Genomic DNA, 19,518 nt, shown 5'->3' with positions numbered 1-19,518 from the left:
GGATTGTTAATTCATGTAACGATAACGGCGGATAGTCAGACCATAAAGACTGCTCCATCTTTAATACCCGTTATGCTAATCCCTTATATGCCATGATTCCGGAAGGGTAAAAATTCGCACTCATCTGAAAATGATTTGTTTTGTAAAGGAGAAAACCATGTCAGACATGCGTATCGAAAAAGACTCTATGGGAGCGATTGCAGTACCCGCAGCACATCTGTGGGGCGCGCAGACCCAGCGTTCACTGGCGCATTTTCGTATTTCGGAAGAAAAAATGCCCAGTTCGCTTATCATCGCGTTGGCACAGACCAAACGGGCGGCGGCTCGCGTTAATATGGATTTGGGATTATTAGCGGCCAATAAAGGTGATGCCATCATTCAGGCGGCCGATGAGGTACTGAGTGGTCATCATGCCGACGAGTTTCCGCTGGCTATCTGGCAAACGGGGTCTGGTACTCAAACCAACATGAATATGAACGAGGTACTGGCGAATCGGGCCAGCGAATTGCTGGGGGGCGTACGGGGTAATGAACGATTGGTTCACCCAAATGATGATGTCAACAAAAGCCAGAGTTCTAACGATGTGTTCCCCACGGCTATGCATGTGGCGGCGGTCACTGTGGTGCGGGAACAGTTGATTCCTGAACTGAAGGTGCTGCAGTGCACACTGGCAGATAAAGCGGCGCAGTTCGCCGATATCGTCAAAATTGGCCGAACCCATTTGCAGGATGCGACGCCACTAACGTTCGGGCAGGAGATTTCAGGCTGGGTAGCGATGTTGTCGAATGGCCTGCGTCATATTGATAACAGTATTCCACATCTGTGCGAGCTGGCGTTAGGTGGCACTGCAGTCGGCACCGGGTTAAATACGCACCCGGAATATGCTGTACGTGTGGCAGCGGAATTAACGACACTGACCGGTCACCCATTCGTCACCGCACCAAACAAATTCGAAGCATTAGCGACTTGTGATGCGTTGGTCCATGCTCACGGTGCGTTGAAAGGGGTGGCCGCATCATTGATGAAGATGGCTAATGATATCCGCTGGCTGGCCTCCGGGCCACGTTGTGGGATTGGTGAAATCGCTATTCCGGAAAATGAACCGGGCAGCTCGATTATGCCTGGCAAGGTTAATCCTACGCAGTGTGAGGCGATGACCATGCTGTGTTGTCAGGTGATGGGAAATGATGTGGCAGTAAACATGGGTGGCGCATCCGGCAACTTTGAACTGAATGTGTTCCGACCGATAGTGATTCACAACTTCCTACAGTCGGTACGATTACTGGCTGATGGCATGAAAAGTTTTAACGATCATTGTGCTATCGGGATTGAGCCTAAACGTGAACGCATCACCCAGTTGTTAAATGAGTCGCTGATGCTGGTAACCGCGCTTAATCCACACATTGGTTATGACAAAGCGGCGGAAATTGCTAAAAAAGCGCACAAAGAGGGCCTGACGTTGAAAGCCTCCGCGTTGAAGCTGGGATACCTCACCGACGAACAATTTACCCAATGGGTACGCCCGGAGAATATGGTCGGCAGCATGACGTCATAACGCTCAGGCTCCATCATCGGTGTAAAGATGCAGCCGGGGTATCAATAGCCGTAATGGTTTGGCTTTGGGTCGATGGCGATGCTGAATGTTGTCGGCATCGTAGTCGTTCAATTCGCCCATTACTGGCATGGTGTCTTGATGACATAACACCAACAATGGTGAAGGGCAGGGATACTGTATTTGCTTCTGTGCTTCCTGATACCAGACTCTGGCGATAGGCTGCACTTTAACCGGTCGCTTTATTTTCAGCGATGCCTGCTCCGGCAGGCGTTTTACGTCACGTATTTCCTGCTCCAGCAGCGATGCCCACTGCTCTTTACTATATGGTGCCTGGCTGCGTCCTGCACGCAGGCTTTTCTCCAGTTTTTCCAGCAATGCATTGCGGGTGATATTATTGATAATGTTCTTATTCGCCCAGCCAAACCGTACCGAGGTGGGTTCAACCAACAGGGTAATGGTACGATAAGCGCTTAGCGTGATCAGTCCTTTCAGGTGTGTATGAACAAAATCGAAACGCTGCTCCGGCTCCACCCCTGATTCTACCGTAATGATATGTTCCAGCTCTTTTTTTCGGGTATTGATCTCTGTGATTAACTGGTGAGCTTGCAAATATTCTGCGTGATTAACCCTAAAACATAAGACGCCGGGTAGACGTATTGCGGCCTTACTGCTGATGGTTTCAGCATGATGGTGAATAAATAAATGGCGAAAATGTTGTAAACCATGATCACGGGCCTCTTCACCGACGCGCGGCGTAACAGAAATATGCGTGATCGGATCATGTTCGGTGCCTTTCTCTATAGGGGGAAGGGTGAAGATACGTCCGCCGGTAAAATGAAATGTCAGAAAAAGTTGGTGCAATTGGGCCAGGTTTGCTTCAAGCATCGAGAAGCAATGATTCATACGCTCAATCAAATCATAAGCAGCCATAATCAAATCGCTTTTTAGTTACAACATACTTTTATTTTATCCCAAACGCTCAGTTTAACAACTGATGTTCATATTCGCTTAACAGCACGGATAAATGCAGAAACGAGGGAAAACCCACCGAACTAAGAGCCTATTGGGGGATAGGCTCTTAGTTCGGTGGGGAATGAACAGTGATGGATAACGATCAGATCTTGTTTTTCAGGAGGTTCAGCTTACCCCCCAACCATAATGCCAGCATCAGCAAACATGACAGAAACAGTACCAGACCAGTCCAGCCATAGTGATACCAGAAGAATCCCCCTGATGTCCCTGCTAAACTCGACCCCAGGTAATAACAGAACAGATACTGTGATGAGGCCTGTCCTCTGGCTCGCAACGCACGCAGTCCAATCCAGCTACTGGCGACGGAGTGGGCGGCAAAGAACCCGGCAGCAAATAGCATCATCCCTGCAAACATTAGCAGAAGTGAACTAAATAGGGTCAACAGCAATCCAGACAACATCAAAGCAATACTGCCGACCAGCACCGGTCCACGACCAAAACGCGCGATCATCGCACCGGCGCGCGGAGAAGCATAACTCCCCGTCAGAAAGACCACCGACAACAGCCCCACCACCGTCTGGCTCAGGTTGTAGGGAGCCGCCAGCAAGCGATAGCCAATATAGTTAAATAACGTCACAAAAGATCCCATCAGCAGGAACCCTTCGGCGAATAGTAGCGGTAAGCCAGCATCGCGCCAATGTAAGCGAGCATTGATCCACAACGTTTTGGGGCGTAGCGAGCCTGCGCGAAAGTGGCGAGAGTCCGGCAGAATTCGCCAAAATGCCAGTGAGGCCAGCAACGCAACGATACCAATGCAAGTGATGGATACACGCCAGCCAAAAAAATCGGCAATCACCCCGGTCAATAAGCGACCACTCATACCGCCAATTGAATTACCGCTGATATATAACCCCATTGAGAATGCCACCACGCTGGGGTGGATTTCCTCGGTCAGGTAGGTCATTGCCACCGCCCCCACACCGCTGAGCGATAAACCGACCAGTGCCCGCATAACCAGCAGCCCGGCCCAGTTGGTCATCATGCAACCAATCAGGGTAAAGACCGAAGCCAGCAATAGCGATACCACCATGATATTTTTGCGGCCAATGGTGTCTGAGAGCGGGCCGGTAAACAATAGACCAATCGCCATAGTGATAGTGGAGACAGAAAGCGACAGGCTACTGGTTGCCGGGGATACGTCAAAAGCCTGCGACAGCAATGGCAATATTGGCTGTACGCAGTACAGCAAGGCAAATGTCGCCAGACCTGCGGAGAACAATGCCAGCGTAACGCGAATGAATGATGGCGAACCTCGCTTGATGAACGGACTTTTGTAAACGGGAACGCGGGTGTTTCGTTGGGGTTGGATATCGTCAGTGACAGAAACGGACATTCCCTGTGCAGACATCGGGGTACTCAAAATCAATCCTTATCCGGAGAAAATACGGCATCAACATCAGTGACCACATCATAGAATTGGCCCAATTGTTTTGTATAATATATTAATTATTAATATTGATACTTTATAAATATGAATATCGAACTCAGGCATTTACGCTACTTCATTGCCGTCGCCGAAGAACTTCATTTTGGCCGAGCGGCTGAAAAGCTACATATCTCCCAACCGCCACTCAGTCAGCAGATACAAGCGCTGGAAGAACAAATAGGCGCTCAGTTGCTGGAACGCAACAACCGCAATGTGCGCCTGACTCAGGCAGGCGAACTGTTTCTGAAAGAAGCCTGGAGCATCATCAGTCAGGTTAACCAGGCAGCGGAACGCGCTGCACGTATTCAGCGTGGGGAAATAGGGGAGCTTAATATCGGTTTCACCTCGTCCGCACCTTTTGTCAAACAGGTTTCGCGCAGTCTGCTGCAATTTCGCCAAAGTTATCCCGACGTGCATATCCAGATGTTGGAGATCAACACTAAGCAACAAATTACACCACTACTCGACGGCAAGCTGGATTTAGGCGTAATGCGCAACAATCCGCTGCCAGAAACACTACGTCATCAGTTGTTATTGCATGAACCCATCGTTGCGGTGGTACATGAAGAACACCCTCTGGCCTCAGCGCCCGGCGGGTACATCAGTATCCGGCAACTGGCCAACGAACCGTTCGTATTTTTCTCCAGGAAAGTGGGAACCGCTCTCTACGACGAGGTACTGACGTTACTCAAAAAATACGGCATTACACCTTACATCACACAGGAAGTCGGCGAGGCGATGACCATTATCGGTCTGGTGTCATCCGGGCTAGGGGTATCGCTGCTGCCTGCTTCATTCCGCCGAATCCGGATAGATGGCGTCAAATACCTGTCGTTACAGGAAAAAGATGCTATCAGTGAAATGTGGCTGGTCACTCACCAGCAGCGACCACTTAACACTGCTGCTCAGACACTCATCACACTTATGCTGGGGAATACTGGCAAAAATATGTGCGGTTAATCACATATCGAATCAAATATTTGACGGCTATTTACAAAAGCCCCACCATAGCCGCAGTTTTTTATTTTACAGCGTAAAAAATACCGAATTACGCCTTATCGCAGGAGCCGTTTCACCGTGATTGTCAGTGGCCAGCCGGGACACATCGATCAAATCAAACAGATGAATGCAGGTGGCGTTTATCGGTTGATCGATGAATATGGCCCCATCTCCCGCATTGAGTTGTCAAAACAGGCCCAGCTTGCTCCTGCCAGTATTACCAAAATTGTACGTGAACTGATGGAGGCCCATCTGGTACGAGAAACCGAGTATCAGGAAATGGGGAGCCGTGGTCGCCCGGCTATCGGTTTGGTGCTGGATACCGAAGCCTGGCACTATCTGTCCGTACGCATCAGCAACCAGATGATGACACTGGCTCTGCGCGATCTCAGCGGCCATCTGGTAGTAGAAGAACAGGTTAATTTACCGAGCGAACATCCCCAACCGTTGCTTGACCGCATCCTGGCTGAAATCGATCAATTCTTCATCCGCCATCAACGCAAGCTGGAACGGCTGACCGCTATCGCTATCACATCACCTGGCATGGTGGATTCGTCCACAGGCATTATTCATCGTATGCCGTTCTACCCCGTGGAAGACATGGCGATTGGTCCGGCACTGGAAAAGCGCACCGGCGTACCCGTTTATCTGCAACATGATATCTGTGCCTGGACCATGGCGGAAGCGCTGTTCGGCGCGTCACGCGGTTGTCAAAACGTCATCCAGATAGTGATCGACCATAACGTCGGCGCCGGCATCATTACTGGTGGCCGCATCTTACATGCTGGTAGCCGAACACTGGTGGAAATTGGTCATACCCAGGTTGATCCTTACGGCAAACGCTGTTACTGCGGCAATCACGGTTGTCTGGAAACTGTCGCCAGCATTGAAAGTATGCTGGAACTGGCGCAACAGCGCCTGAAAGGTTCAATGAGTTCGCTATTGCATGGATCACCGTTAACGGTCGAATCACTGTGCGATGCAGCGCTAAAAGATGATCAACTGGCAAAAGATATTATTGTTGATGTCGGTAATAATGTGGGGCGCATTACCGCCATCATGGTGAACCTGTTCAATCCGGAAAAAATTCTGATCGGTTCGCCATTGAATCAGGCCGCCGATATTTTATATCCCGCCATCATCGACTGTGTTCGTCGCCAGGCATTGCCTGCCTACAGTCATCACCTGAAAGTTACGTCAACCCATTTCTACAATCAGGGAACCGTACCCGGTGCAGCGCTCATCAAGGATGCGCTCTATAGCGGCGCGTTGTTGATTAAACTGATGCAGGGCTAACAGCAAATAACCTGGTGTCTCCGCTGACCGACAAAACATTGCGCTAACGCAAGCTGCTCCGGCTGCCCATCCCCTAGACTTCAGGTTTCATCAGTAAGTTTTTTTGAGGTTTATTTTTTCAGGTGGGGCCTGCCGGAGTGGTGTTTTCATGTTAAAGCGTATGTTTGTTACAGGAACGGATACTGCCGTTGGAAAAACAGTGGTATCGAAGGCGTTATTACAGGCGCTGGCGAAAACGGGCAAAACTGTGGTGGGTTATAAACCTGTCGCCAAGAGCTGTAAGGAGACGGAAGAGGGGCTGCGTAACAAAGATGCGCTGGTGCTGCAGGAAGCTTCATCAATCCCGCTGTCTTATCTGCAAGTCAATCCTATATCGCTGCCGGAAGATGAAATCAGTGCCAGTGAACAAGAGATTAACTACTGCGCCATGACTGAAGGGCTGAATCAACTCGGCGGGTTATCAGATATGGTTGTCGTAGAAGGCAGCGGTGGCTGGCGTACGTTGATGAACGACTTACAGACTTATTCTGAATGGGTTGTTCAGGAACAATTGCCGGTTGTCCTGGTGGTTGGGATCAAACTGGGTTGTATCAACCATGCGCTGCTGACGGCACAAGCGGTGATTAACGATGGATTGCCTTTGGTGGGCTGGGTTGCGAACCGTATCAACCCAGGGTTGGCCAACTATGCCGAAATCATCCATGCTCTGCGCGAAAAAATCCCGGCGCCTCAATTAGGCGAGCTACCGTATTTGCCTCGCGCTGAACAACGGGACTTATCTGCTTATATTGATCTTTCCGCAATTAGACAGTCATTTTAACCGGTGCCCGGCTTTCCCGCACCAAGGGGGAACGAATCCCCCTTGATCATTCTCCTGACTGGGCACAACGCCTGATGTGATGATGAGAAATCAGGGCGTTACCGGGCGACCGGAACGACGGTCAAGGCAACGTGACGAACTGGGTTCCCAGTACGCGTTGAAGTTAGCGCTGGCTTTGCATTTCTCTTCAAGCGCCTGCGCCATATCAGCTTTGTCGAAATCTCTGTCTGCCTTATCGACCCGTTTTTCGAGATGTTTGTTGACCTTATTACGCAACGTGCGTGTTTCGTTCCAATCCTCGCTGCTCTGGCGAGCGGCTTCTTTAGATAATGCACTGTTGCCATTATCAATCACAATGTGCTGTGCCGCCTGTGCTGATGACAAGAGACTCAAGCCAAACAGCGACGATACAATAAGAAGTAAATTACGTGTTTTTTTCTGCATGTTTCACCCAGACAAGAATTACTGTAAATATGAAAACAGTGTTGGCATATCCAAAAGCTCATTACGGTAACGATAGCATCCGCTGACATCAACAAGCTATAACTGCCAACCGTTCAGTTATTCGTCCCTGAATCCGCGATGTCGGCAAGATGCTGAATATTGAACAAAACACTTAGATAAACAGCGTGTTATTCGTCTCGATTAACCTTCAGACCACCGTAAGTCTGGCTTACTGGCATCATTTCCAGGGTGTTGATATTGACATGGGACGGCAGTGTTGCCACCCAGAACACCGCTTCCGTCACATCCTCAGGCGTCAACGGGTTAGATTTGTCATACGTCTGGTTAACCTTAGCCTCATCCCCTTTAAAGCGCACGGCGGAGAATTCCGTACCGCCGACTAACCCCGGTTCGATGTTAGTCACACGCACCCGCGTCCCGGACAGATCAGTCCGCAACCCCAGACTAAACTGACGCACAAACGCCTTGCTGGCACCATAGACATTTCCGCCGAGATAAGGCCAGTTTCCCGCAGTAGAACCGATATTAATGATATGGCCGACATTGCGCTCCACCATTGCCGGCAGCAACGCCTGAGTCATAAATACCAGCCCTTTATTGTTGGTATCGATCATGGTTTCCCAGTCGTCAACATTGGCTCTGTGAGCCGGCTCCAACCCCAGTGCCAGACCAGCGTTATTAACCAGCACATCAATGTTGCGCCACTCGGCAGGCAGGGCTGCGATGGCCTGTTCAATGGCCTGTCGGTCACGCACATCAAGACAAAGCGTGAAAAGCGCCGCACCAAACTCAGCTTTTAATGCATCAAGACGCTCCTGACGACGCCCCGTGGCGATAACCTGATGACCTTCTTTGATAAACCGCCGGGTAATCGCTTCACCAAAGCCCGCCGTCGCGCCGGTAACGAAAATAATCATGCGTTTTTTCCTCATATTCCTGACTGCAATGCCTGGCAGCGATCTTTCGCTTAAACACCATATTTCGTTTAAACACAATTTCGTTTAAACACAAAATCGCTATAGCGTGCGCCACGTTATCACGAAGATCCTGCCTGTAACACCATAATGAAAATCAGCATATCTCAACGCCGAGGCTATCTCTATGTCAGCGTTGATTTTTTCGGTATGTATCGCAGACCGGATGCCGCGTTGCACTATTTTGCAGGCACCATATCGGGCAGAGATTACGGTTGGCTAAAATAGATTTGTCACAGGTGTTATTGCGCACTAATTTCCTGATTATCTGCCTCAACGGCATCGTACAGCCGCTCCAGAATATCAGGAAATGCTGACTGAACCCGGTTCCAACTAGGTACAAACGGTTTATCACCCGGACTTTCGATGTATGCCTGTCCGGACTGGGTAATGACATCAGCAAACAGTTCTACTGCCGATTCTTCGGTATGACGATCAAAGTGCAATCCATTCATACGTGCATCATGCTCAAACGAGTCGATCATATCCAGCGCAGTCCGGTAATACGTCGCTCGCAGTACCCGAAATGAGTCAGTAGTAATGCTGACACCCTGAATCGCCAGTTTGCGGTATAACGCTTTGGTGATATCCATCGCCATACGCTGTAGTCCGGAATTGGGATCGTTTTCCGACATGGGCTGATGCTTATGATCATAGTTGTCGGCAATATCCACCTGGCAGATACGGCTGGTTGCCGTCCCCCGATGGATTTCCGACAACATGCCGATTTCCAATCCCCAATCACTCGGAATACGCAGATTACGCAATACGTGGCTGCGCATAGCGAACTCACCGGATAACGGATAGCGGAAACTGCGCATATATTCGAGATAGTCTGAATTACCGTAAACGCTTTGCAACGATTTCAGCAGCGGAAACACCAGCAAGCGCCCAACGCGGCCATTTAATTTTCCTTCTGATACCCGTGCATAGTAGCCTTTACAGAAATCGTAGTGGAAATTAGGGTTAGAAATCGGGTAGAGCAGGCGTGCCAGCATAGCGCGATCATAAGTGACAATGTCACAATCATGCAGTGCAATGCACGCAGTACGGCGTGATGCTAAGGTATAACCAACGCAAAACCAGACATTGCGACCTTTGCCTTGTTCCATTGGTGCTAACCCCATGTCCGTCAGTTCCTGGCTGAGCCGAGTCATACGTGGGCCGTCATTCCACAAAATACGATGCCGTTGTGGCAGGCGGGAGAAAAATTGCCGGGCAAACAGGAACTGATCGCGGTCTGCCCGATCAAGACCGATGACAATCTCAGACAAATAAGGCACCTGGGCTAGCATATCGACAATCTTATCCAGCGCTGGTCCTTCCAGCTCGGAGTAAAGGGAAGGGAGGATCAGCCCCATACTACTTTGACCGGAAAATACCTGTAACTCATACTCCAGTTCCTCTATGCTGCGCCGGGTAAGGTTATGAAAGTTGGTGATAATACCATCCTGATAGAATTCACTCATAGCCGCTGTTTCTCCCCTGTCAATCAAGTAACCCGGTCTCATAACGACCGAAAAAATAGGTTATGCCTTCACTCCAGCCAGCCGGGCCGGCAGCCTGGGTATAGTAGATTTCCTTCCCCCCAAAAGGTGACAATGTCACTTTTTTACTGGATGGCCCTTTAATGATCACTGCATAATCCATTGATTTCAAAAAAGAAACATCGTTTGGCCCGTCGCCTAAACCAATAGTGGCCAAGGACCGGCGACTCATCGATTCAATATTTGATTTGATATGTTGTATTAATCGATTTACTGCTGCGCCTTTACTGACGTCTTTATGCATCACGTGAAAAAAACGACCACCTTCGGTCAACGATAATTTCTTTTGGGCCAAACATTTCCTGAACATTTCCAGCGATGCGGCATCTCCTTGCCAGAGCAAGGGTTCTGAGGCAGTACGTTGGCGAGCCAGCGTGGCTTGTTGCAGCGTAAGGCCAGTGACAGCTGCCACAGCGGCATCATCCATATCGGAAAATCCATAGAATGGAAAACCGTATTGCTCGCGCAGTACGTTCAACTGTTGGCATAAATCGGGGTAGGTAAGGGAAATCGGTGAAAGCGATGAATGCAATCCAATCTGCCAGGATGTCGGCAACAGAATATGCGCGCCGTTTTCCGCAATAGCAGGCATTTCCCATAAACCTAAATCCTGCTGCAACGACGTGATTTCTGCCGAAGTTTTACTGGTTGTCATAACAATTGGCACCTGATGGAACAGTAATCGATTAAGACACCGTTGAGCGTCATCCCATTGATAGGTGCCATGATCCAGCAATGAGCCATCAAGATCGGTGAAAATAACCCAATTTTTAGTCAATTCAAGCATTTCGTCTCCTGTAGCTATGCAGATTATTCAGAGTGGGATGCAAGAAAAATTGACATGCGGCTAGATGACAAAGCGTCACTGATTGATTATTTTCATGTGAATTATTTGAGTGCTTTGTTAAGCCTAGGCATAGATCACCGTTTTCGCAAACTCAGCCAAAACGTGGTCGTTGAAACCCACTAAAACGCAATTACTGTCGAGTCTATGATGCACGGCAAGCAAGCAAGTAAGAAGACTCTTAACCAGTCCGGACGTCAGAACCCACCTGACCTTATCTTGGTTCGCATAATGTATATTATGTTAAATAACAAATCTGCAGATGTACTATCGTGTTCATTGGTAATTCCAGATCCCTCACCCGGCGATCTGGTTGCTGTTTTAACTCTCTGTTAACAACGCATCATAGACACTGCGTAGCCGCGTGCGCAGGTAAAGAACGGCTTTGTGTTTGCGTGATAATAACGCCTGAACACTGACGCCCGTTTCTTTCGCCAGCTCGTTATAGCTGTAGCCCTGCAACTCGGTCTTGTCGAACACTTCACGCTGTGCAGATGGTAGTTCAGATAAAGCGGCGTCCAGTTCGTCCCACAATAACGCTTTCAGATACTCATCTTCCGGTGTTTGTGGTACGCCGAACAACGTTTCCGCCAGTTCATCTTCAGGGAAGTCCTCGTCATCCCTGGTGAAATATCCGGATAGCGGTAGCTCGTGCTTTTTACGTGCACGGTCAATCATTTCGTTACGTGCAGCGCGAAACAACCAAGCTGCGACGTTCTCCACCGGCTGTTCCACTTTCATCAATTGATAGGTGACTTCTTGCAAGATATCGTCAGCATCATCGCGTTCCGCCATACGGCCACGGATAAAGGCTATCAACCGCGACCGACAGGCCTTAATTGCTGAAATGAGTAACGACTCCCCCGCCATTTCGGCTTTCATTTCGCTCACTCAGCTTCAGGCTTTTGGGGGGTAGAATCTGTCGCCTGTGATCGAGAATCGACCTTATCATCACGATGCCCATGCCAGCCACAGTGATCACGATGATCGCGACGACCAAAACCTTCGCGCCGTTGTTGGATAAATTCTTCGCGCTGTTCAGGCGTCATTTGCATCCAACGTTCGTGCATACGGCGACGCTCACGCACCATACCAAACATTCCTGGCCGAAATCCCAGACCGCCGAATAGGATGCGACTCAGAACCAACATTCCCAGTGCCTGCCAGAAATCAATACTTTTCACACCGACTATCGTCGGCAGCAACGTATTCCATAGAGACATAACCAGCAGTCCCAGCAATACAAACAACCCGCCTGCCATCAGCAACGGCTTCGCCATCCGGTGTCCACTAAATCCATGACCGTGCTTGCGCATATCAATACCTCTCATCGTGTTTTACCCCATTAGACTAATGAATCATGCCTTGTGATGTAGTAGACGAATGGGCGAGAGAAATATTGCTGAGAATTTGAAAAACACCAAAAATGAGATGACTGTGCAGGATATAGACGCATATCCCGCCATATGAGCAGGCTCAGTGTCCCGAAGCATTGAGCTTGTATTTCTGGTTTTTGAGAATGCTGAAAATCACACCACTCTCCTTAGATAAGGAATTTTCTTTATAAAAAGAACTGAAATCATGCAACAAAAGAAAACAATAACAGACATCAGTGGTATAGCGAAGATAGATTGGTCAATCCACCGTTTTGCGGCCAGATAATAAAAAATCTCAATAAAAACAGGATGAATTAAATACACACCCAGACTAATATCGGATAGAAATTTCAACTTATCATTGTGAACGTTATTTAAATGACAGGATTTCAAAATCCACATAAAGGAAATTGACATAATAATAACATTAAAACTTAAGTAATTATAAAAATAGAGGCCTGCCTCTTTTCCTGATGCAGATGATAATAAATAACAGCAAACACAAGTTAAGACAAATGATAAAAAGAATAATAAAATATGAAATGAAAGAGGTTTGGTTGTGTTTTTTTTCGCAATTAAGTGCCCACAAACGTAATAAGGAATGTAATAAATAAACTCACTGGTAAATAACGGGTTATTATTTCCGGTGAAAAAATTATACATATCAGTCAAAGAACAAAAGACAAACATCAAAAAGATAAAAAACAACAATTTATCTTCGCTGGTATTAATCACCAGAGTTCTGATGAATGGAGTGAATATATATATACCTATTATCATATATAAAAACCACATATGATAATAAGGTCTTCCATTCATCATGTTTTTTAGTATATCCCCTTCTCCGCCACCATTGAATTTTGCCTTTGCAATCCCCCATAAAATAAAAAAAACAGACCAAAACAATAGGGGGTAAAATATTTTACTTACTCTTTTTTTATAAAAATAAGATAGATCTTCAATTTTTTCAGGAGAAAGCAATAGCGCCCCACTAATCATAATAAAAACAGGGACACACCAACGCACTAGTGAATCATAGATATTTCCTGTCCACCAGGAGAAATTCCCAATATCGGCCAAACTCACAGTATAAGCAGAGACATGTAAAACAATAACAGCAAAAGTTGCTACAATTCTAGCTATATAGAGCCATTCCATTTTATTAACTTCTCTTTGTTATATATTCCATAAAATTAAGCTACATGTTATTTTTTATTTGAATCGGTCTCTATCAATAAGCATTCGTGCCGTAGCTAATGCACAAAAATTGAGCCAGCGACAAGAAAATTGTCCAACTCAATGGATAAACGTCGAGAGTAATCCATAGCGTGCGAATATATTGGAGACTACCCAGATTAAAAAATGACAATTGAAATAATCCTAATGGGACAATAGATTAATCATATCACAGTAGAAATAGCATTCCACGCATAAAACACACTACTGACAGAATCGTGAGCAAAGTAGTGTTGCCCAACCAGTCCAGCCAGCAGTTCGACTGTACACCAGCATTGTCTGACAGAATCCGCCGTTATGTGATCTGGCTCATATGGGGCAATCACGGTGCGAAATTCAATCTCCCTACATTCAGTGGTACTCCGCCATTGTTCGGCCCCTCCGGTCAGTTAGTCATTTTTATGCACAAAAAACCGGTCTGGCGTGTCGTCACCAGCTTCAATGGTAACGGCATCGTGCTGTTCTGACTCAAATATCCCACATCGTCCCCAGGCTGCACCTTACTGCACCTCGCATCACTTTACGCTTCTTTATATTTTCTCATGTTATGCAGAATTACGGTGCTGTCACAGCCAGATAAATATAACCATCATACACTATGATTATACAGCTGTTTTCCTGATTCCAACTTTTCACCTGGATGTGCATATGACTCATACACAGCAAGAAAAATCACCAGGATTATTGGCTATTTCCGCCCTGGGCATTGTTTTTGGCGATATAGGTACCAGCCCACTTTATACCTTCAATACCGTAATAGAATTAGCTAACGATACCACGCAGCCAGACACTATCCTGGGCCTGCTTTCTACCTTGTTTTGGACGCTGATTATCGTTACATCGATCAAATATGCGCTATTCGCTATGCGGATCGACAATAAAGGTGAAGGCGGCGTATTGGCACTGATGTCATTGCTACAGAGTAACCAACCCAAACGTCAGAAATGGATTATTGCCGCCGGTCTGCTCGGCGCGGCATTTATCTACGGTGATGGCGCGATTACGCCAGCGATCTCGGTGCTATCAGCATTGGAAGGGTTGGAACTGGCCTTGCCCGAAACCGCCAACTACATCCTGCCGTTGACACTGGCTTTGCTGGTTCTGCTCTTCGCCATTCAGCCGCTGGGCACAGCTAAAATCAGTCAATTTTTCGCTCCGGTGATGCTGCTGTGGTTTGCCGTATTGGCACTGTTGGGGATCAGAAGCATCATTAATTATCCAACCGTTCTCCTGGCGTTGAACCCTGTTTATGCTCTGATGTTTTTCGTCACCCATGGACATATCGGCTTGTTAATTTTGGGCGGAGTATTTTTGTGTGTCACCGGGGCGGAAGCACTGTATGCCGATATGGGCCATTTTGGCCGCAAACCTATCTGGATTGCCTGGTATGTCATCGCCCTGCCTTGCCTGCTGCTCAATTACGCAGGTCAGGCTGCGTTTATTTTATCCGGTGCTGATGTCAGCAATAATATTTTTTATCGTCTATGCCCACCATCATTACAAATGCCATTGATTGTACTGGCAACCCTGGCCACCATCATTGCCAGCCAGGCGATTATCTCCGGTGCATTCTCGATGACTCGTCAGGCTATTCAGTTAGGCTGGCTTCCCAGGATGCAGATCACCCAAACTGCAGAGCAAAGCTATGGCCAAATTTATCTGGGAACCGTGAATTGGCTATTGATGGCAGTGACGCTGAGTCTGGTCATTTTTTTCCGGTCATCAGAGCGGCTAGCCGCTGCCTATGGTATTGCAGTTTCTATTACGATGTTGATGACCACGCTGCTACTGTATATGGCAATGAGGAAAATCTGGCACTGGAATCGGCTGCTGAGCCTGAGCATTACTGCTGTTTTCATCTTTATTGACGTAGGGTTTTGTGTTGCCAATATGCTGAAAGTATTCGATGGCGGCTATGTTCCGCTGCTGTTGGCCATTCTGATTTTCGGCATCATGTTTATCTGGCGTCGAGGCGCGACTCGTGTTTCACAAACCGTGGTGGAAAAAACACAATCGGTGGACGAATTTTTGTCGTCGTTACCCGCGAACGGGATTTCACGTGTGCCAGGTTTTGCCATATTTCTGACCCGTGTGCAGAATGTAGCTCCGCCAGTCATGCGTTGGCATGTTAAGCGCAACCACGCACTACATGAAAAAATCATTTCTCTTACAATTCAGGTTCTTGATGTACCAAGGGTAAGACAGGAAGATAAGCTGGTTTTGATAGAGAAACACCCTGGGTTTTGGCAAGGTGTAGCTTATTATGGGTTTATGGAAAAACCGAATATTCCTGAGTTGCTAAAACAAACGCCGCCGTTACAAAATTGTACCGACCATGAGTCAGTGACTTATTATATTGGCCATGAATCTATTGTCGCCAAGGATGGTACCGATGCCCTGCCTCACTGGCAGTCCTACCTGTTTGCCTGGATGATGCGAAACAGTCTGCATGTCACGGAGTATTACCAGTTGCCAGGCGACCAGGTAATCGAAATTGGCCGACGTATCGCCATCTAATCACTTCACACTTCATTATGCAGGGGAAATTGCTCCCCTGCATACCGTTGATATGGCATTTGCTGAACAGAGTGACGCATTTGCGTGTAAGCCCGGATAAACCTTCCTGTCCGACGATTAAATCGTAGATGCTAATCCGGTAAGTTGTATGCTGGATTATTGTATGTTGTAACTAAAATAACATAACGACCTGCCGATGATCTTAGTAAACCGCATCGCTATGCTATGTAAATGATAAAACAGGGCAGATGAACTGCCCTGAACGATATTTTTAGGCGTTCATTATACGATGACGTCAGCCTGTGTCGCCTGACCGACTATGCGTACCAGAAAATCGACCGAACTGTGGCCAGTTTCATGCAGCCACAGATTGGTGATGCTATTAGCCGCATCCCACTGCAGCATAACTTCCTGCCCTTTGCCCGTGAACTGGTCCTGCACAAAGCTCAGTTGGCCTTCACTGCGGAACGCAGACAGGTCAATTTTATCCACGCCTTTCTGGAAATCAGTAATCCAGTCGTAAGATGATACGGTGGAATCCTGACCACTACCGTAGACAAAAGTATCTCGGCCAGCGCCACCTGTCAGAGTATCTGCACCAGCGGCACCGTACAGCACATCATTGCCCGCACCACCCTGTAGTACGTTAGCCACGCTGTTGCCCACCAGAAGATCGTTGCCGGAACCACCAATCACATTCTCAATGGTCACGCCATGTGCAATCGATACATTACCTTTCAGACCGCCAACATCCGAGAACGAGCCTTCATTGAGGTTGACGCGTTGGTTACTGCTATAACCGGAGAAGTCAAACGTGTCGTTGCCACCCGCATCCCATACCGAGAACATCAACGCTTTGTTGCTGCCAGTCGCGGTATAGAAATCACGATCAGTATTGGAATTGAAGCCATACACAGTATCACCAGTGCGAGTGGTCATATTGGCGCCATATAGCTTCTGAATCGCCGCTATATCATCGATCATCGGGCCGGCAGAATAGTGACCTCTAAAGTCGCCGCCGGTACTTTCCACATCCCAGTAGCTCATGATGCTGAACTGACGGGAGTCTTCCGCATAGGCAGCACTATTCTCGTAACTGATATCCCCTTCACCCGCGTTATATTCAGCAGGATGAGATAAACCCAGTGCATGACCGATTTCATGGGTAAATGTCTGGCGACCATACTCTTCGGCCCCCGGACTACGGATATTAGACTGATTATAGTTAAACCAGGTGCTGCCAGCCGCCTGATAATTGCCCGGATAATAGGCATAAGCCTGAGTGCCGTAGTCCAGATTGCCGCTCGCATCACGTGTATAATTACCAAAAGTGATATTGGCTGATTTATTTCCCGTCACCTCGGTAAAGGTAAGATTTGCGAGATCTGACCATGATTGCAGAGCCAACTTCGCTTGCGCCACCTGCTCTGCATTGAATTTCACAAAGCCGGTATCGCCAGCCGGAGTTGAACTGGCCGATTGCAAAAACTTAAATGTTAGACTAGCTGATTTTCCAAATACATTGTTCCCATTCCAGCTAACATTTTCACGGGTAATTTGCGACGTCGCTTGTTCAGCAGAATAAGATACTTTTCCGTTGACAGTGAGGTTATTGCCCCGATCATGATAATGCAGGAAATCATAAATGGAATTATACGTACTACTGGCATTTGCCGATAATGCGTTTTGAGCATCAATTTGACGTAACGGCAGATTTTTTTCCATAAAATCCTCCAGAGATAACATAACAGAATGTTGTCATTGTTATTCAGAGCAGGCAAAGCTCTGTCAGAATGACATTATTAATAAGATTTCCGCAGAAATCTTATTAAACAGGATAGTGATATAGTGATACCACCCTGTTTAATACCTTTAGTGGTTGTTTTTGCACTCCACTGCTTTATCTGTGATATATCTCGCCATTAAATCGTCAGCGTCAGAAATTATTCTAATCAGCGAATTTAATGACGCATTACGCTTTCCCAACAGCCTGGGAAATCAAATTTGTGACAGTTATACGAATTAACGCAAAAAACATTATCAGTTTGCTTTATTTCCGGGTGTCGTCTTTACCCTATTCTTATTAGCAGCAGCAACAGGTTGAAACCAGGCAGCCAATTGCATCATATCTTGTTCGTTCAACGTACCGGCGGTATAGCGCAGACTCAACCATGCCTGAAGCCAACGATATTTAACCTCCGCCAGCTCGCGTCTGGCGTTGTACCATTCTTGTTCTGCCATCAGCACATCAAGATTGATACGCTCTCCTCCCGCAACGCTTTGCCGCGTGGCACGGATGGTTTCCTCTGCCGCAGCCACACTCATCTGCCAGGCACGGATTCTGGCAGCCCCGTTGGTACACAGATTGAACTGGCGGCGTAGCTCAGCGAAGGTCTGGCGGGTCTGATTATCCAGCTCAGCCTGACTTTGCTGGTATTCCGCCGCTGCCTGACGCATTGACGCGGAAACAGCGCCACCGGAATACAACGGTACACGGACTTGCAATCCAACGGTCTGGGTATCGTATTTCTGATTATAGTTGTATTCGGACTCCGACAAACTGTTACGGGTGGACGCGACCAGATCCAACGTCGGCAGATGACCCGCGCGGTTACGCTCAATTTCATAGCGACTGTAATCGACAGTTTCACGTTGCGCCGCCAGCTTCGCGTTATGCCGAACTGCCAGCTCACGCCACTGCGTCAACGAGCGGTTTTCAGTCACATTATCCGGCAACGCTTCCAGCACCAACGGTGATAAATCATGAATCTGTAGTGGTGAACCAAGCATGTTTTCCAGAGTGGTCATGGCGGCATCCAGCGTATCTGCCTGCTCGATACGCTGCGCCTCTGTGACAGTGTAACGTGCTTCCGTTTCACGCAGATCGGTCTGTGTTCCTTCACCCGCTGCCAATAAACGCCGGTTCAGCACCAGTTGCTCCTGATAGGCGCGGCGCTGCGCATCCAGCAGCATCAGTTTTTCCTGCGCCAGCAGCGCTTCGCTCCAGGACTGATACAAACGTACCATCAGTTCCTGACTGCGATCACGAAATCGCTGATCGGCCATCAGTTTTCGGGTAATCCCCTGTTGGTAACGTGCCCAGGCGGCATAATCCAGCAGCGGCTGACGCAGCGTCAACGTCGAGACATAGTTATCGTAATCGCGTTGGGTCGTGTTATTCAGCGTCCGATCTCGTTGTGTCACTTTGGAATGGCTGTAATTGGCACCATAGCTGTACTGTAACGATGGCAGCAATCCAGCACGGCCAATTGCCACCTCTTCCTGACCAGCATCACGCTCAAAACCGGCAGCCCGAAGCTGTGCATCATTACGCAGTGCCAGTTCCCATGCATCCAGCAGCCCCATTGCCTGAGCAGTGCCGCCCGACAGAGATAACACAATTGCTAGTAATAACACTGTCCTTCGCATGT

17 protein-coding genes are annotated in these 19,518 nt (G+C 48.0%); 6 read left to right on the top strand and 11 right to left on the bottom strand.

The window, feature by feature from the left end; all coding sequences use genetic code 11:
* Positions 1–157: 157 nt before the first annotated feature.
* A complete protein-coding gene (gene fumC, locus Dpoa569_RS09610; RefSeq protein ID WP_042870537.1) occupies positions 158–1,555 on the top strand; it encodes a class II fumarate hydratase in 1,398 nt (465 codons plus the stop codon).
* A gap of 3 nt (positions 1,556–1,558) precedes the next feature.
* On the opposite strand, the gene tus is transcribed toward fumC, so the two are convergent.
* Both tus and Dpoa569_RS09600 read right to left on the bottom strand, forming a co-directional pair.
* Complete coding sequence (tus, locus tag Dpoa569_RS09605) at positions 1,559–2,485, bottom strand: DNA replication terminus site-binding protein (RefSeq protein WP_042870539.1); 927 nt, start codon at positions 2,483–2,485, stop codon at positions 1,559–1,561.
* Positions 2,486–2,669: 184 nt separating this feature from the next.
* Entirely contained in the window at positions 2,670–3,920 is a 1,251-nt protein-coding gene (locus tag Dpoa569_RS09600; RefSeq protein WP_050569439.1) for an MFS transporter, read from the bottom strand.
* A 138-nt stretch (positions 3,921–4,058) separates the two neighbouring features.
* Between Dpoa569_RS09600 and Dpoa569_RS09595 the strand changes: the two genes are divergently transcribed.
* From Dpoa569_RS09595 to bioD, 3 genes are all read left to right on the top strand, one after another.
* Positions 4,059–4,973 carry a LysR family transcriptional regulator gene (locus Dpoa569_RS09595; RefSeq protein ID WP_146411280.1) on the top strand — a complete coding sequence of 305 codons (915 nt, stop codon included), beginning with the start codon at positions 4,059–4,061 and terminating at the stop codon, positions 4,971–4,973.
* Between the two features lie 117 nt (positions 4,974–5,090).
* Entirely contained in the window at positions 5,091–6,308 is a 1,218-nt protein-coding gene (gene mlc, locus Dpoa569_RS09590; protein WP_042870544.1) for a sugar metabolism global transcriptional regulator Mlc, read from the top strand.
* A gap of 148 nt (positions 6,309–6,456) precedes the next feature.
* Complete coding sequence (gene bioD, locus Dpoa569_RS09585) at positions 6,457–7,128, top strand: dethiobiotin synthase (protein ID WP_042870546.1); 672 nt, start codon at positions 6,457–6,459, stop codon at positions 7,126–7,128.
* Between the two features lie 90 nt (positions 7,129–7,218).
* Here bioD and Dpoa569_RS09580 read toward each other — a convergent pair whose 3' ends face one another.
* The 7 genes from Dpoa569_RS09580 to Dpoa569_RS09550 all read right to left on the bottom strand — a co-directional run bounded on the left by Dpoa569_RS09580 (position 7,219) and on the right by Dpoa569_RS09550 (position 13,492).
* Positions 7,219–7,572, bottom strand: coding sequence for a DUF1283 family protein (locus Dpoa569_RS09580; protein WP_042870549.1), 354 nt, complete (start codon positions 7,570–7,572; stop codon positions 7,219–7,221).
* 188 nt (positions 7,573–7,760) lie between these two features.
* Positions 7,761–8,510 carry a bifunctional NADP-dependent 3-hydroxy acid dehydrogenase/3-hydroxypropionate dehydrogenase YdfG gene (gene ydfG, locus Dpoa569_RS09575; RefSeq protein ID WP_042870551.1) on the bottom strand — a complete coding sequence of 250 codons (750 nt, stop codon included), beginning with the start codon at positions 8,508–8,510 and terminating at the stop codon, positions 7,761–7,763.
* A gap of 299 nt (positions 8,511–8,809) precedes the next feature.
* Positions 8,810–10,036 (bottom strand): glycosyltransferase family protein, encoded by a 1,227-nt coding sequence (locus Dpoa569_RS09570; protein WP_042870553.1) that lies wholly within the window; start codon positions 10,034–10,036, stop codon positions 8,810–8,812.
* A gap of 19 nt (positions 10,037–10,055) precedes the next feature.
* Positions 10,056–10,901 (bottom strand): HAD-IIB family hydrolase, encoded by an 846-nt coding sequence (locus Dpoa569_RS09565; RefSeq protein WP_042870554.1) that lies wholly within the window; start codon positions 10,899–10,901, stop codon positions 10,056–10,058.
* A 378-nt stretch (positions 10,902–11,279) separates the two neighbouring features.
* Entirely contained in the window at positions 11,280–11,840 is a 561-nt protein-coding gene (locus tag Dpoa569_RS09560; RefSeq protein WP_042873906.1) for an RNA polymerase sigma factor, read from the bottom strand.
* 5 nt (positions 11,841–11,845) lie between these two features.
* Complete coding sequence (locus Dpoa569_RS09555; RefSeq protein ID WP_042870556.1) at positions 11,846–12,289, bottom strand: hypothetical protein; 444 nt, start codon at positions 12,287–12,289, stop codon at positions 11,846–11,848.
* 198 nt (positions 12,290–12,487) lie between these two features.
* Positions 12,488–13,492 (bottom strand): acyltransferase, encoded by a 1,005-nt coding sequence (locus Dpoa569_RS09550; RefSeq protein ID WP_042870558.1) that lies wholly within the window; start codon positions 13,490–13,492, stop codon positions 12,488–12,490.
* 296 nt (positions 13,493–13,788) lie between these two features.
* On the opposite strand from Dpoa569_RS09550, the gene Dpoa569_RS09545 reads away from it, so the two are divergent.
* Positions 13,789–14,037 (top strand): hypothetical protein, encoded by a 249-nt coding sequence (locus Dpoa569_RS09545; RefSeq protein ID WP_042870560.1) that lies wholly within the window; start codon positions 13,789–13,791, stop codon positions 14,035–14,037.
* A 181-nt stretch (positions 14,038–14,218) separates the two neighbouring features.
* Positions 14,219–16,087: a potassium transporter Kup gene (locus Dpoa569_RS09540; protein ID WP_042870561.1), complete on the top strand. Its 1,869-nt coding sequence runs from the start codon at positions 14,219–14,221 to the stop codon at positions 16,085–16,087.
* A 282-nt stretch (positions 16,088–16,369) separates the two neighbouring features.
* Here the strand turns inward: Dpoa569_RS09540 and Dpoa569_RS09535 are convergent, their stop codons facing one another.
* Together Dpoa569_RS09535 and Dpoa569_RS09530 are read right to left on the bottom strand one after the other, a co-directional pair.
* Positions 16,370–17,812, bottom strand: a complete 1,443-nt coding sequence (locus Dpoa569_RS09535; protein WP_042870563.1) for a serralysin family metalloprotease — start codon at positions 17,810–17,812, stop codon at positions 16,370–16,372.
* 315 nt (positions 17,813–18,127) lie between these two features.
* The gene (locus Dpoa569_RS09530) at positions 18,128–19,516 is read right to left on the bottom strand and encodes a TolC family outer membrane protein (RefSeq protein ID WP_042870565.1); all 1,389 of its coding nucleotides are present in this window, start codon (positions 19,514–19,516) and stop codon (positions 18,128–18,130) included.
* Between the last annotated feature and the right edge of the window lie 2 nt (positions 19,517–19,518).

The organism is Dickeya poaceiphila, assembly GCF_007858975.2.
GTDB lineage: Bacteria > Pseudomonadota > Gammaproteobacteria > Enterobacterales > Enterobacteriaceae > Dickeya > Dickeya poaceiphila.
The sequence above is the reverse complement of the archived record's forward strand: the minus strand, read 5'-3'. Positions and strand labels throughout refer to the sequence as shown.